This window comes from candidate division WOR-3 bacterium, assembly GCA_016926475.1.
Classification (GTDB): Bacteria; SDB-A; SDB-A; order SDB-A; family SDB-A; genus JAFGIG01.
In genome coordinates this window covers 1-13,049 of sequence record JAFGON010000014.1, presented here as the reverse complement: position 1 = coordinate 13,049, position 13,049 = coordinate 1, and the positions used below count along the sequence as shown (strand labels likewise).

General features: G+C 42.1%; 15 protein-coding genes. All 15 read right to left on the bottom strand.

Annotated elements, in window-relative coordinates; genetic code table 11:
* From JXA84_01060 to JXA84_00990, 15 genes are read right to left on the bottom strand one after another with little or no spacing between them, the layout of a single operon-like run.
* Entirely contained in the window at window positions 1-600 is a 600-nt protein-coding gene (locus tag JXA84_01060) for a ribonuclease HII (GenBank protein ID MBN1149791.1), read from the bottom strand.
* Between the two features lies 1 nt (window position 601).
* Complete coding sequence (gene rplS, locus JXA84_01055; protein MBN1149790.1) at window positions 602-946, bottom strand: 50S ribosomal protein L19; 345 nt, start codon at window positions 944-946, stop codon at window positions 602-604.
* Window positions 947-955: 9 nt separating this feature from the next.
* On the bottom strand, window positions 956-1,624 hold the full coding sequence (gene trmD, locus JXA84_01050) for a tRNA (guanosine(37)-N1)-methyltransferase TrmD (GenBank protein ID MBN1149789.1): 669 nt from the start codon (window positions 1,622-1,624) through the stop codon (window positions 956-958).
* Window positions 1,625-1,668: 44 nt separating this feature from the next.
* A complete protein-coding gene (locus tag JXA84_01045; GenBank protein MBN1149788.1) occupies window positions 1,669-1,920 on the bottom strand; it encodes a KH domain-containing protein in 252 nt (83 codons plus the stop codon).
* A gap of 10 nt (window positions 1,921-1,930) precedes the next feature.
* Window positions 1,931-2,179: a 30S ribosomal protein S16 gene (gene rpsP, locus JXA84_01040; GenBank protein MBN1149787.1), complete on the bottom strand. Its 249-nt coding sequence runs from the start codon at window positions 2,177-2,179 to the stop codon at window positions 1,931-1,933.
* A gap of 52 nt (window positions 2,180-2,231) precedes the next feature.
* Complete coding sequence (ffh, locus tag JXA84_01035) at window positions 2,232-3,566, bottom strand: signal recognition particle protein (protein ID MBN1149786.1); 1,335 nt, start codon at window positions 3,564-3,566, stop codon at window positions 2,232-2,234.
* Window positions 3,559-4,683, bottom strand: coding sequence for a glycerate kinase (locus JXA84_01030; protein MBN1149785.1), 1,125 nt, complete (start codon window positions 4,681-4,683; stop codon window positions 3,559-3,561). Before JXA84_01030 ends, ffh begins: the two co-directional genes overlap by 8 nt.
* A complete protein-coding gene (locus JXA84_01025) occupies window positions 4,680-6,728 on the bottom strand; it encodes a hypothetical protein (GenBank protein MBN1149784.1) in 2,049 nt (682 codons plus the stop codon). The genes JXA84_01030 and JXA84_01025 overlap by 4 nt, the downstream gene beginning before the upstream one ends.
* The gene (locus JXA84_01020) at window positions 6,725-8,350 is read right to left on the bottom strand and encodes a hypothetical protein (protein MBN1149783.1); all 1,626 of its coding nucleotides are present in this window, start codon (window positions 8,348-8,350) and stop codon (window positions 6,725-6,727) included. Before JXA84_01020 ends, JXA84_01025 begins: the two co-directional genes overlap by 4 nt.
* A gap of 12 nt (window positions 8,351-8,362) precedes the next feature.
* On the bottom strand, window positions 8,363-8,971 hold the full coding sequence (locus tag JXA84_01015; GenBank protein MBN1149782.1) for a hypothetical protein: 609 nt from the start codon (window positions 8,969-8,971) through the stop codon (window positions 8,363-8,365).
* Window positions 8,958-9,812 carry a PHP domain-containing protein gene (locus JXA84_01010; protein ID MBN1149781.1) on the bottom strand — a complete coding sequence of 285 codons (855 nt, stop codon included), beginning with the start codon at window positions 9,810-9,812 and terminating at the stop codon, window positions 8,958-8,960. Before JXA84_01010 ends, JXA84_01015 begins: the two co-directional genes overlap by 14 nt.
* A gap of 7 nt (window positions 9,813-9,819) precedes the next feature.
* A complete protein-coding gene (gene purN, locus JXA84_01005; GenBank protein MBN1149780.1) occupies window positions 9,820-10,413 on the bottom strand; it encodes a phosphoribosylglycinamide formyltransferase in 594 nt (197 codons plus the stop codon).
* A gap of 16 nt (window positions 10,414-10,429) precedes the next feature.
* Complete coding sequence (locus JXA84_01000) at window positions 10,430-10,990, bottom strand: hypothetical protein (protein ID MBN1149779.1); 561 nt, start codon at window positions 10,988-10,990, stop codon at window positions 10,430-10,432.
* Window positions 10,983-11,852, bottom strand: coding sequence for a carboxylating nicotinate-nucleotide diphosphorylase (gene nadC / locus JXA84_00995; protein ID MBN1149778.1), 870 nt, complete (start codon window positions 11,850-11,852; stop codon window positions 10,983-10,985). Before nadC ends, JXA84_01000 begins: the two co-directional genes overlap by 8 nt.
* A 9-nt stretch (window positions 11,853-11,861) precedes the next feature.
* Window positions 11,862-12,965 carry a GGDEF domain-containing protein gene (locus tag JXA84_00990; GenBank protein MBN1149777.1) on the bottom strand — a complete coding sequence of 368 codons (1,104 nt, stop codon included), beginning with the start codon at window positions 12,963-12,965 and terminating at the stop codon, window positions 11,862-11,864.
* Window positions 12,966-13,049 lie beyond the last annotated feature (84 nt).

The following is a 13,049-nucleotide window of genomic DNA, read 5'->3' as shown; positions in this document are numbered from 1 at the left end:
TTATTTTCTTAAAGGCCTGAAACTCATCCTGTGAATCGGAGAAGGCCCTATCGCTTCTATGGCTTTTAGGTGTTTTTTTGAAAGGTATCCGGCATTTTTGGAAAAATCGTAGCCCGGATACAAAACATCATACATTTCCATCATTCTGTCTCTCGTAACTTTTGCGATTATTGAAGCCGCCGCAATCGAATAGCTTTTGGAATCTCCTTTTACCACAGTTTTCTGAAATATTCCGTTTACCGGTATTTCAAAAGTTCCGTCAACAAGAATAAAATCTGGTAAAATTGGAAGGGCTAAAATCGCATTTCTCATCGCTTCGAGCGTGGCGTTTAAAATGTTCACCAAATCAATCTTTTCTGGCATGACATAGCCCACTCCGATTTCATGAGCGACGCAGTTGATCCTGTCAAACAACTCCTCTCTTTTATTTTTTGAAAGCATCTTGGAGTCTTTGACGTCTTTAATAATTCTTCTAAAAGGCATAACGCAAGCAACAGCGACTACAGGTCCGGCTACTGGACCTCTCCCCGCTTCGTCAACACCGCAAACAATCGTAGCCCCTTCTTTCAGCGCTTCTTTCTCAAAGAAGAGGTTCGGCAATTTATCGCCTTTCTTTTATCTTGGTCGCTTTACCTGTTCTTTGTCTTAAATAGTAAAGCTTAGCTCTTCTGACTTTTCCTTTTTTTAAAACTTTGATGCTCGAAATAACAGGTGAATGCAATGGAAATACTCTTTCAACTCCCACGCCGTCGGATATTTTTCTCACAGTAAAAGTTCCTCTGGCGCCTTTCCCGTTTTTCATGGCAATAACAGCTCCCTTGAAAAGCCTTATCAAGGTCTTATCGCCTTCTTTGATCTTTATTCTTACCGCGACAGTGTCTCCAACAGAAAACTGCGGTACTTCATTGGTCATTTGAGACGCTTCAATGGTTTTAATCTTTTCCATTATATCACCTTATTTCCCTTTCTTTTTTTTATCGGTCTTCTCTATTCTTCTCGATTTACGCCAGTTTTTAATTTTACCATGATCTCCTGACAAAAGAACATCCGGAACCTTCATGCCGTTATAGTCCGAAGGTCTTGTGTAGAGCTCCTCTTCAAGCTGGCCTTCCGCTCCGGAAAATGAATCTAATTCCAGGCTTTCGTCATTGTTGAGAACTCCTGGCAATAGCCGAATTACCGATTCAGCTATCACAAGAGAGGGGAGTTCACCCCCAGATAGGATATAATCGCCGATCGATATTTCTTCATTCACGTATTTGTCAATAAACCTCTGATCAACCCCTCTGTACCTTCCGCAGACAATTACCAAGTGCTCTTTCACAGAAAGTTCTCGCGCTTTTTTCATGTCGAAAACTGAACCCTGGGGTGAGGTCAAAATTGTCCATGTATTATCCGTTTTTAGCGACTCGATCGCGTCCGCGAGGGGTTGCACCATAAAAACCATACCTGGTCCTCCTCCAAAAGGATAGTCGTCAACTTTTCCATGGGGATCTTTGGTGTAGTCCCTTAGATTGACGAAGTTCAAACACGCGAGCTTCTTTTCTCGCGCCCTCGAAAGAACCCCGTATTCGGAATACGGCATAACGGCGTTAGGAAATATCGTCACTATATCGATCCTCATTTTTTGAAAAGTCGCCAGGCGTAAACCCGGCGACATGTCTGGCGTCAGTCCAATATCTCGAGAATTGCTCTTTTGCCTGTTTTCATAGCAGCCGCTGAAACTATATGCCTAAGAGCTTTGGCCGTTCTTCCCTCTTTACCAATAATCTTTCCAAGATCGCCCGAGCCGACTTTCAGTTCAAGATACACAGTTTTCTGATGGTCTGTCGATGTAACTTTCACATCGCCGGGATTGTCGACGAGCTTTTTCGCAATGAACTCTACCAAGTCCTGAACCGTCTGATTTGAATTGTTCATTTTCTGCTCCTTACTGAGGTTGTTCTTTTTTGTGTCTGCGTATCAAGGAAGAAACAGTTTCGGTAACAGAGGCTCCTTTCTGGATCCATTTGTTTATTTTTTCAATATCCAGGTTGAAATCGCTCGGTCTTCTTGGATCGTAATAACCAAGTTTTTCAAGGCATTTTCCGTCCCTTCTATGCCTCTTGTCCGCGACGACTATGTGGTAAAAAGGCGAACTTCTTTTCCCAAATCTCGCAAGGTGAATTCTGACTGACAAAGTTTCACTACCTCCTGTTGGTGATATTATATAATCGAATGAATTTTCAATATTATCTTTTCTTGCTTTTCTTTGTCAAGTTCTTTGTCATCGGCATTTTAGAAAAGATTCCTCTTCCGGACAGCTGCTTGAGCATTTTTTTTGAGGTTTCAAACTGCTTTATGAGTTGAGCGACATCCCCAACTTTTGTTCCGCTGCCCATGGCTATTCTTTTTTTTCTGCTCGCGTTTATGATTTCGGGTTTTTTTCTCTCCTGCGGGGTCATTGAAAATATTATCGCTTCAATTTTCGAAATCTCATTTTCGTCTATCTTGACGTTTTGACCTATATTCCCTGGCATCATGGACAGAATGTTTTCAAGAGGTCCCATTTTTTTTATTGTTTTAAGCTGAGACAGAAAATCTTCAAGAGTGAACGAGAAATCCTCCATTTTTTTCGCCATTTTTTTGGTTTCTTCGGCGTCAGCGGCTTCTTTCACTTTTTCCACGAGGGAAACTATGTCCCCGAATCCTGTAATTCTCGAAGCCATTCTGTCAGGATAGAACTCTGAAAAATCTTCAGCCTTTTCACCTGTCCCAACAAACTTTACGGGCATTCCCGTTATGACTCTCATGCTCAACGCCGCTCCTCCGCGCGCGTCTCCGTCCATTTTTGTCAAGACTATTCCTGTTATATCAATGTTTTCTTTAAAGGATTTTGACACAGCCCAGGCATCTTGACCCGTCATAGCGTCCACTACAAGTAGGATTTCATTTGGTTTGTATTTCTCTTTTATTTCTTTGAGCTCTTCTATCATCTCACTGTCTATGTGAAGTCTTCCAGCCGTGTCCAGAATCACCGCATCTTTCATTTCTTTTCTCGCCTTGACCATGGCGTCTTCTACGCTTTTTACAGCGCTGTCCGAATTGACCGGTGAGAATGAAAGACCATATTTTTCGCAAAGTAGTTGCAGTTGCTTTGAAGCCGCGGGTCTTTTCACGTCACAAGCCGACAAAACAGGGTCTATCCCTTTATTTTTCAAAAAAACACCGAGTTTTGCGCATGTCGTCGTCTTGCCGCTTCCCTGCAGACCGGCGAGCATGATTACAGACGGATTCCCGCTCAGGCGGATATCGCTTTTTGAACTTCCCAACAGTATTTTCATTTCATCAAAGACGATTTTCGAGACAACATCCCCTGGTGAAAGGCTTTTTAAAACCTTTTCTCCAACAGCCTTTTCTTTTACATTTTCGCAAAAATTTTTGGCTATTAAGTAATTCACATCCGCTTCGAGAAGGATTTTACGAATTTCCCGCAACGCCTCGTCGACATCTTTTTCGGTAAGATGCCCTCTTCTCTTCAATTTCCCGAACACATCAGAAAAATTTCTGGATAAATTTTCAAACATTGCATTGCCTTCTTTTAAGTATTTGATAGATCAACAAAGCGATTTGATCAGAGACGTATCGAAGGTTGTTTTCAGCTGATTCCAAGGCTTCATCGAATAGCATAGGCTTCAGGATAATAGGCAAAACCGAAGCTCCTTTTAATTTACTCGACGAACAACCCGTCAGTACAATGGATGGAATACCTGCCTGGGCAGCTTTTTCGGCAACAAAACCGGTTATTTTTCCTTGTCCTGAAGTCAAATCCACTTTACCTTCACCCGTCACAGCAAGGTCGCTGTTCCTGAGTTTCACTTCAAAACCAGCGATTTTTGCCACGTAATCGGAGCCGCTTTCAATTTCAGTGTCAAAAAAAGCGTAAATCGAGGACGCCGCGCCTCCCGCCGAACCTAAAAACTCTTTATTTCCCACGTCTTTTCCGGTAATTCCGAATAAAACATCCCTGTAATTACTAAATGAATTCACAAGAGATTTCGTTTCTTCTGGATCCGCGCCTTTCTGAGCTGAAAATTGCTTTATGCCGCTATTTTTTCCAAGCAATGGATTTTTTACATCCGATAAAAGCATAAATTTGACTCTCGTTGTTTCGGGGTTTATTCCGCCGATGTCAACTTTTCCAATTCTTGATATGTTGGCTCCCATCGGGTTGATTTTTTTTCCTCGGCCGTCGAGGAATATTGCTCCAAGAGCTTGTAAAATTCCCGTTCCTCCGTCAACAGTTGCGGATCCACCCAGACAGAGAATGATTTTTTTAGCTCCTTCCTCTACAGCTTTCTTTATAACAACTCCAGTGCCGTATGTATTGCCAAAAAGAGCGGGTTTAGACGAAGCATCTACCAATTTCAAAGCCGATGAAAGCGAAAGATCGATTAACGCGGTTTTCGAATCAATCCAGAGATAACGCGTCCAAATCGGCTTACCTAAAGGGTCGACCGTTTTCGTTTTTTTTTCCATTCCTCCCATGAAATATTTGAAAACTTCAAGTGAACCGTCCCCCCCGTCTGCAAGAGGCAATTGCTCAGTTAAAAAATGCTTTTTGAACTGTGATGAAATTATTCTGCTGGCTTTTACCGCGCTCAAAGAACCTTTGAAACTACCGGGGCAGACGAGGACTCTCACAGGCTGAAATATGAGTAGGATTGGTTTAGATGAGAATCTTCCGCCCTTATCATGATTAATTCACTGCCAACTGTGATATTTTGAACATCAAAACTTTCGGATTTTGAGTCAAAGACCCCGTCCTTCGGCTCCATACTCGTCCAGTTTATCCCGTCAAAACTGTAAGAAGCTGAAATAATCCTCGATCTTGAATCTCTTACCGTGAAAGACGAGACAGTGTTGGAACCGCTAAAATCTGACACAGTGGGAGGAGTGTTGTCGATTGTAAAATCCTCCGAGTACGCGGTGTCCGAGAGAAAATTATCAGCAGGATTCGATATGCTGTCGGATACAATTGCCATTATCTGGTATTCACCGTCGGAAAAAAATCGTCTGTTGAACGCGTAACTTTTGGCTTTTATCACCCAACCTATTCTAATCCATTCTGTTCTTGTTTTCTCTTTCAAGAAAAAATCATAGACCAGGCTGTCGTCTTCTGGATCCGAAGCTTCTATGTAAATTCCCTGATGAGAGTTTTGGATCGCGATAGGGTTTTCCGGAATCCTCCAACCTCCTACCAAAAGCATTCTTCTTTGAGTATCGGAAAAAGATGTCGTCTTCAAATCCGGTAAAACTTGTGAAACTCCGTAAAAAGCCGAACCGGGAGCGAAAACTTCGATTCTGTCAATTTCGGGCTTTTGGTTCTCAGACGAAAACAAAAATTCAATTTTTTCTATACTGCCGTCAAAGGAAATCCTGAACTGTATGTTTTTGCCCGGAGGTAAATCATTTTTTACTTCAGAAAAAATCGAAAATTCTCTCGACCAGTTCGACCATAGATCCCCCGGCGAGGACGTGTTGCCAGTCCTCGCTTGTATCCTCCAACTCCCTTCACCCGAAAGATAAATCTCACCCCAGACCGGATTTTGTCCGCCGAATATGCAATTTGTTGTAAATAAAGCTTCCTCAGCTTTTCTCGGACTTATTCGAAAAAGGGTCAGCGGGTTAGCCGCGAGGACATCCACAGCGCCATCCGGAGAAAAAACCCAAGAAGTCAGTATTTTTTCCTCGGGAGCTTTAAAAACCTCCAAGTCTTCTTTTTCGAGATTATAGACAAAAACAGATCCGTCCGGAGATCCAATTGCTAAAACTTCTCTTTCCGATGTCATGAAAAGAGACGTGACCGGCGGGTTGGGAGAGACGAAAAGCAATTCGGATTTACCCTCTTGGTATTTATAAACTCTTGAAGTTATCTCTGACGACGATGCGGGTATGTGAAAGTAGGGATCTACCGTGAACCTCAACGAAGACAGTCCCGTAAGGTCAATGTCTCCGGAAATTGAGGAATATACAAGGATATCTTTTCCGGCGAAAATGCTGTTGACCTCGGAACCTTCCGGATCGTCAGCTATATAAACTTTTTTGCCTGAGATCGAATATGAGACGAGAAGGCCTTTCCCGGAAGTTCCGGCGTAAACAGTATCTCCTCTTGAAGCAAGACTGACAACCGATTCATCGCCCGTTTCGAAGCTGTCCAGAAATTCGCCTTCCACAGACAAAATATAAACTTTTCCTTGATCAGAAGTACCCAAGGCAATTCTGCCGTTGCCAATATAAATCATATCCCAGACAGAAAGTGAATCTCTGTGAAATATTATTTCTCTTTCACTTCGGCTGATCTTCAGCAAATCTCCTTTCGGAGAAACCGCCGCGAAAACATCCCTGCCGTCAGTCGCCAGCGCGAATACTCCGCCGTCTTCAAAAGCGGCGACAGTATCTATGTCATCTTCCCCGACATCGCAGCTGTAAATTCCCGCCGGAGAAACCGAAGCGAAATAATACCTACCTTCGCATTCCGCCATTTTCATAGTGTGGGTTATGTCAGACTGCATAATCTTGATTATTTCTCTGGAGACTTCAATAGTTCCAGTGTAGCTCAACATGACATTTTCAAATTTGCCGGCGTAAAAATCCGAATAAGAATCCAGGACGAAATTGTTTGTCTTTCCGGCAGATAAATCTAAAAAGGCAACGAAAATAAACACTGAAGACAATATCTTTCTCATCTTTCCTCCACTACAATTCTGTTTACCACTGCCCCGCTGACGACTGAGTTCAAATCAATTTCCTGTGTCCTGAGCACCCTTAGCGAGGTGAAATTTGGAACTGTGTTTATGTCACCGTACTTCATGACGCTCATCACCGATAAAGGAGTCCTGCCGAGTATGCGGGAGCCGGAAGTAAGGTTCGCTCCTCTCTCGTAGAGCACGAGGTAGATGCGATTATTGGAGGGAATCTTTTTCAAAACATTCAACAATTCCTCGTAGCTTCCGTAATTTGACCAAAGAGGATTCTCCATGAAGAGAAAAAGAGAAAGATTATAGGCGTCACAAGCGATTATCCCGAGAGTGTCGGGCGCCGAAATTCCTGAAGTCGTCACATCGACGCTGACAGCCGAAGTTCCGGAGCCTTCTTGGGAGAGAATTATAGTCACAGTGAAGTTCTCGCCCTCATTTATTCTCGATCTGCTTAAAACCAGATCTTTGATTATAGATACCCTCGGTTCCCTAAAAGATGTTATTTCTACGTGTATTGAATCTGGATAAGTCCTTTCGTATGTGTTTGAAACAACCGAGTTCAAAGCGAGCATTATATCTCCTGCCCAAGCCTCTCCGACGGATCCGATCCCGTTGTAAGAATTAAAAAATGAAACCTCCTCCTGGTTTGACAGAAAGATATCCGTCTTTATTTCACAATACCCTGTAGCGGTAAAAAGAGCGCTTGACTGGAAGGCGCTCAGGGAAAGCACCGGAATCAGGACAGGAGTGAAAACAGCGCTTTTACAGACCCAAAAATCAAATGACTTCAAAACGCCCTCGGATGATATATCGACTTTAACAGGTATAGTTTCCGGTATCTTTCCGATTATTCCGGAGACTCCTGTGTTTACATCACTTGTTATGGTTCCGACAACAGCAGTTGGAGTCGTCAACTTGAAACCGAGAGTAGTGAGAGGCATAACTGTGTTTACAAAACCTCCCGCCATAGGATAACTGCATGCGCCTTCGCCCAAAAATGGATGCCCAAACCCTACAACTGTGTCCCCCTTGACGAAAGTGACAGTTCCGGTCGCTGCTAAGGTCGCGTCGCCACCCGCGAGAACAACGCTCAAGACGCTTCCGGGCGTGAATTCAGTGGTGTCAAAAGATTGTTTTGAACCGTCTGTCAAAAGGAAATTAACAGGCAGATGGTTGTCGAGAATATTTGCCGCTATCGAAGCGAGTCCGGAACCAGATAGGCATACTTCGTATTTTTTTATATCATCGTCAGCCTCAACAAAACCAGAAAGGCCGTATTTCACGTCTTCCAGCATTTCATCTATGGGAGTAATACCGGCGATCGGTTCCTTGCTGTCCGACCAAGTTGATGAAAGCGCTCCTATCAGTTCTCCGTTGTAATAAACAGGGCTCCCGCTCATGCCGTACAGGACTCCTGTTTTTCTCATAAATTCACCTTCGCATCTTGCGATGATTGTTTTACCTGAGATTCTGCCAGAATTCACAGTCGTCAAGTAAGTCAACTCGAAAGTGTCGATTCTTGTCCCCTCAAAAACAGATAAACCTGTTAAGGTGGCATTTTCCGGTATTTCGAGAGAGAACATCAGTATAGAAAACAACAGCATTATCACGATTATCACCGTCTATATCGAAACGATTACGTTACTCATGTTGAACAATATATGGTCGAGATGATAACCTTCTGCTTCGGCTATTTTCGTGAGTCCCAAAGTTTTATTGAATTTGTTTGAGTATCCGTCCGGAAATTCCGGAAATTGGAGTATAAACCATTTGTTGTCCTTCGCCTCAATCTTGATTATCCTCTGATCGTAAGCTCTTTTATGCAGATACGTTTTCCCTTTGATGGTCACTCCGAAATCATCCAATCTCACCATGACCGAAGCGAGCTGAGACCTTTCTTCTACAAGCCTTTTTTCTGGTTTATTGCCTGTAGGCATCATTGGTTTAAGGTCGAACAGAAACAGTATTGAAGAGGCTGGAATTTGGTAGCTTGAGAAAATCCTTTTTACCGGTTTTTCCCATTTGTTTTCACCTTCTACAACTATTTCTACGACCTCTACATCCCCACCGTTAGGAGAACCGTAAAAATTCAGGTAGTCTTTGTAACCGACATTAGAACCGTTGAACATAAATCCTTTGTCTATGCTCCTGACGAAATTCTCATCAATCCAACCGACAATTTTGGAAGTCTTTGTCATGACTAGTGTTTTTCTCAGATTAGGCATGAGCATAGAGTCCTCCTCTTTTTTTGAGTTCATCCAAAACATTATAATCAACTTCAAAGGTTAATTTCAACATATCTCTTCCCGGGATCCCATGGTAATCAGTGCCTGCTGTCATAATCAGACCGAATTCCTTTGCCTGTCTGGCGAAAAAAAAACGCTGCTCATGAGTGTGAGAGGGATAAAATACTTCCACGCCGTCTAATCCTTTATCGACCAGTTCAAAAAAAATCTTATCGTAAATATTTCTTGATGGATATCCTTCTCCAGGATGGGCGAGAACCGCTATTCCTCCGGCATCGTGTATCAAGTTTATACCTTGCTCGATTGAAAGCCTGTATCTTTCAAAATAGGCTTTTTTGCCTTTAGCTAAAAACTTGCTGAAAGCTTCATGATGATTCTTAACAAAACCTTTTCCCGCGAGAGCAGACGCTATATGAAGCCTTCCGATATTCTCTTCTTTCCCGGCGTAGCCCTTCAACTCTGCATAATCGAGGTAAAACCCGGAATCTTCAAGTTTGCGCAGGATTTTTATATTTCTGTCCTTCCTCGAGTCGGATATCATTTTCAAAGCGCTTATCAGAACATTGTTGTTTACGTCTATTAAGTAACCCAATAAATGGCATGTAGCCAGGTCTCCAACTTCAAGGCTGAGTTCCAACCCGCTTAAGACCTCAACGCCAACCTCTTTTGCCTTGTTCTGAGCCGGTAAAACTCCGGCGACGCTGTCGTGGTCAGTGATTGATATAGTCTTTAATCCAATTTTATGAGCTTTGACGACGGTCTCTTCGGGGCTATATGCTCCATCAGAGCAGTCGGTGTGAATATGAAGGTTGAAAGTTAAATCCATTAGCTTTCTAAAAGAGTTGTATCTCCCCCCTGCTGATTTTCGCCAAGGTCTTCGGGTAGAGGTTGTGTTCCACAGCCAAAATCCTTTCAGCCAGAGATTCCGGGGTATCACCATCGACAACTGTAACTTTTTCATGGGCAATTATTTTCCCAGAATCGTAATTCTCATCGACAACATGAATCGTGGGACCTGAAAATTTTACGCCGCTTTCCAAAACTTTTTTGTGAACCTCCATGCGGTACATTCCCTTGCCTCCGAACCGAGGTAGGGGGGCGGGATGAATATTCAGAATCCTGCCCTTGAAATCCGACAAAAGAGGTTTTTTTACCAGTTCGTCGTAACCCGCGAGAATGACAATGTTCACGCCCAAATCTAGCAAAAGCCTGGAAATTCGAGTATATCGCCTTCTCGGGAATTTCTCTTTTGAGAAAACAAAAACCGGCAAACCCTTTTCCTGGGCTGAAATTATCCCCTTTGCTTCAATTCTATTGGATATCGCGCAGAGTATCATTCCATCAATAGAACAGGAATCACACGCGTTTTTTATCGCGAGCATGTTCGAACCTCTTCCTGAAAACAGGACTGAAATTCTAAGCCGCATTGACCCCTATGAACCTTTAATGCTTTATAACGGGAAATATTGACAAGAAAACCGCCACGATGGAGACGATAAGGGCAACAATTGAAGCTATAAGCGGTTTGACGTCATTTTTCTGTTTCGCAATGTCGGAAATCAAATTCTGTTGTTCTAAAAATTTCCTCTTCAGTGTTTCAATTTCCCTGTTTATGTCGTTGGCGTTTTGTTTTTTTCCGGCTTCATAGTTCTGCTGTCCTTTGAATCTGTCGGAACTTCTTACAAAATCCTTTCTGTTTTTTTTAAACTGAAAAGAATCTTTTCTGCTGTCCTGTCTTTTATATTTTCCATCTCCGTTTTTTGAAAAGTTTTTGTTGAAATTTCTGTTGGTTCTGTCCCTGTTTTCTATGGATATCGTGTGTTCTTTTTTTTCTGTGATGTTTTTATCATCTGTCGCGTTTGCGGGAAACGCTTGTTTGTTTTGCGATTCTTTCTTTGAATAATTCTCTTCCCTTTTCTCCACAGTCGTGAAATTTTCTGTCTTTACTTCTACGTCGTGGGCGGATCCTCTCGATCCAGGGCCCTTTCTCTTGGTTTCATCCATTTTTTGCTCCTTTTTTCACAATATCGAGGGCTATATCAAGCGATTTATAGGAATGAGTCAGCTTGCCCACGGAAATATAATCCACTCCTAAAGCCGAGACCGCGGCTATTTTATTCTCGTCCATATTACCCGAGACTTCTATTTCGCATTTGCCGTCAATAATTTTCACGGCTTTTTCGATATCCCCCAATTCCATATTGTCCAGCATAATCCTGTTTACACCGGCTTTTAAAGCGATCGGGATCTGCTCAAAACCGACTACTTCAACTTCGACAAACTTCATGGGATAAAGATTTTTCACCCTTTCGATCGCTTTTGAAAGGTCGGATCCGCATGCAGCTATGTGGTTGTCTTTTATAATCACCTGATCGTAAAGACCCGATCTGTGATTTTCTCCCCCTCCTTTAAGGACGCTGTATTTCTCAATTTTTCTCATACCGGGATAAGTTTTTCTTGTGTCGAGAATTTTCGTCTTTCCTGAAGTCAATTCAACGAATTCCGCGGTGACAGACGCTATTCCTGACATCCTCTGGAGATAGTTCAGCGCAACTCTCTCACCTTTTAAAATAGCTTTAATTTTCCCTCTGATTCCGATTAAAACATCTCCTTTTTTTATTTTATCGCCGTCTGTTTTCATGTCTTCAAAAGAACAAAGCGGATCGAGAATTCTGAAAGCCTCCTTGGCAAATTCCAAGCCGGCAACAACTCCATTTTCTCGAGTCACTATGACCGAGTATGCTGGAAAGTCTTCGTTTATCACGGCGTCGGTCGTCAAATCGCCTGTTCCAATATCCTCCTGAAGAGCGATTGAGACAATAGAACGGATTTCTTGATTTGTGAACTCTACCAGTATTTTCTCCATTTCAAATTATCAGTTGATTTCTGAGAACAAGACAGTTCGATTTTTACCCTGTCTTTTGGCTTCGTACATAGCTTTATCGGCGAAAAACAACAATTCATCTTCATTTTTTATCCCTTTGGAGTTTGATAATTCAGCTACTCCGAGGCTTATGGTTTTCATAAATTTAATTTTACCGACGCTGAATTCTATGTCTTTTATCTTCTCCCTGATTTTTTCGGCAATTACCTTTGCGCTTTTTTCTTCGGTGCTCGGAAAGAGGATCAGAAACTCTTCTCCTCCAAATCTGCCTACTGTGTCCTCTTTTCTAATGTTGTCGAAAATTATTCCCGCAACCCTTTTTAACACCTCGTCTCCAACGAGGTGTCCATAAGTGTCGTTGCATTTTTTGAAATCGTCAATATCCACCATGACGCACGAAAAATGCAAATTATGCCTTTTCGCCTTGCTGAATTCCTTTTCAAGCGTATCCATTACGAAAGCTCTGTTGTGGATCCCTGTCAGCCTGTCCGTGATGGAAGTCCTGTAAAGTTCGGAATTTTTCTTCTGAAGCTCCGAATTCAAATGTTCAATCTTTTCGTTTATATCTACCAAATCCTTGTTCTTTTTTTCCAGTTCTTGTTTCGCTCCCTCAAGTCTTTTATTAAGCTCTTTTATGTTTTTTAAATACCCCAGGGTCATAACACTGACACCGTCTGATCTTTTCAGTTTGTTTATTATGTCTTCGACAATGTTCGAATACGTCTTGGGTAAAGCTTCGAAAATTTTCGACAAATAATCCGGCTTTAAAATCGCTATTTGCGAGTCTTTTACAGCATAGACATTAGCCGAAGTAATTTTGTCGTCCCCCAAAACGCCAAGTTCTCCAAAAATTTCTCCTTCGTCTCTATGAGCTAAATGGATTTCTTCCTTATCCAACATAGATTTCGTTATTTTCACGCTTCCTTGCAAAATGAGATATAGATTTCCCGCTTTGGAGTTCTCTTGAATGATTATTTCATTGGGTTTGAAATCTTTCAGAACAAAATAGTCGCTTGGTATTCTTTTGATGTCTTTCTTTTCTATCCCTCTGAAAAATTTGTTCGCCAAAAGTCTTGAAATTACATTTTCATCCATATTTCCATCTTTTTAGGTGATAGATTCTATATCATCGTCGAATATATTTCAACAATTCTTTACTCGACCTTGACAATTGAATTT

Coding starts and splice junctions, on each gene's coding strand:
- rplS (MBN1149790.1), bottom strand. CDS start 946: ATGGAAAAGATTAAAACCATTGAAGCGTCTCAAATGACCAATGAAGTA.
- trmD (MBN1149789.1), bottom strand. CDS start 1,624: ATGAGGATCGATATAGTGACGATATTTCCTAACGCCGTTATGCCGTAT.
- JXA84_01045 (MBN1149788.1), bottom strand. CDS start 1,920: ATGAACAATTCAAATCAGACGGTTCAGGACTTGGTAGAGTTCATTGCG.
- ffh (MBN1149786.1), bottom strand. CDS start 3,566: ATGTTTGAAAATTTATCCAGAAATTTTTCTGATGTGTTCGGGAAATTG.
- JXA84_01025 (MBN1149784.1), bottom strand. CDS start 6,728: ATGAGAAAGATATTGTCTTCAGTGTTTATTTTCGTTGCCTTTTTAGAT.
- JXA84_01015 (MBN1149782.1), bottom strand. CDS start 8,971: ATGCTCATGCCTAATCTGAGAAAAACACTAGTCATGACAAAGACTTCC.
- JXA84_01010 (MBN1149781.1), bottom strand. CDS start 9,812: ATGGATTTAACTTTCAACCTTCATATTCACACCGACTGCTCTGATGGA.
- purN (MBN1149780.1), bottom strand. CDS start 10,413: ATGCGGCTTAGAATTTCAGTCCTGTTTTCAGGAAGAGGTTCGAACATG.
- JXA84_01000 (MBN1149779.1), bottom strand. CDS start 10,990: ATGGATGAAACCAAGAGAAAGGGCCCTGGATCGAGAGGATCCGCCCAC.
- nadC (MBN1149778.1), bottom strand. CDS start 11,852: ATGGAGAAAATACTGGTAGAGTTCACAAATCAAGAAATCCGTTCTATT.
- JXA84_00990 (MBN1149777.1), bottom strand. CDS start 12,965: ATGGATGAAAATGTAATTTCAAGACTTTTGGCGAACAAATTTTTCAGA.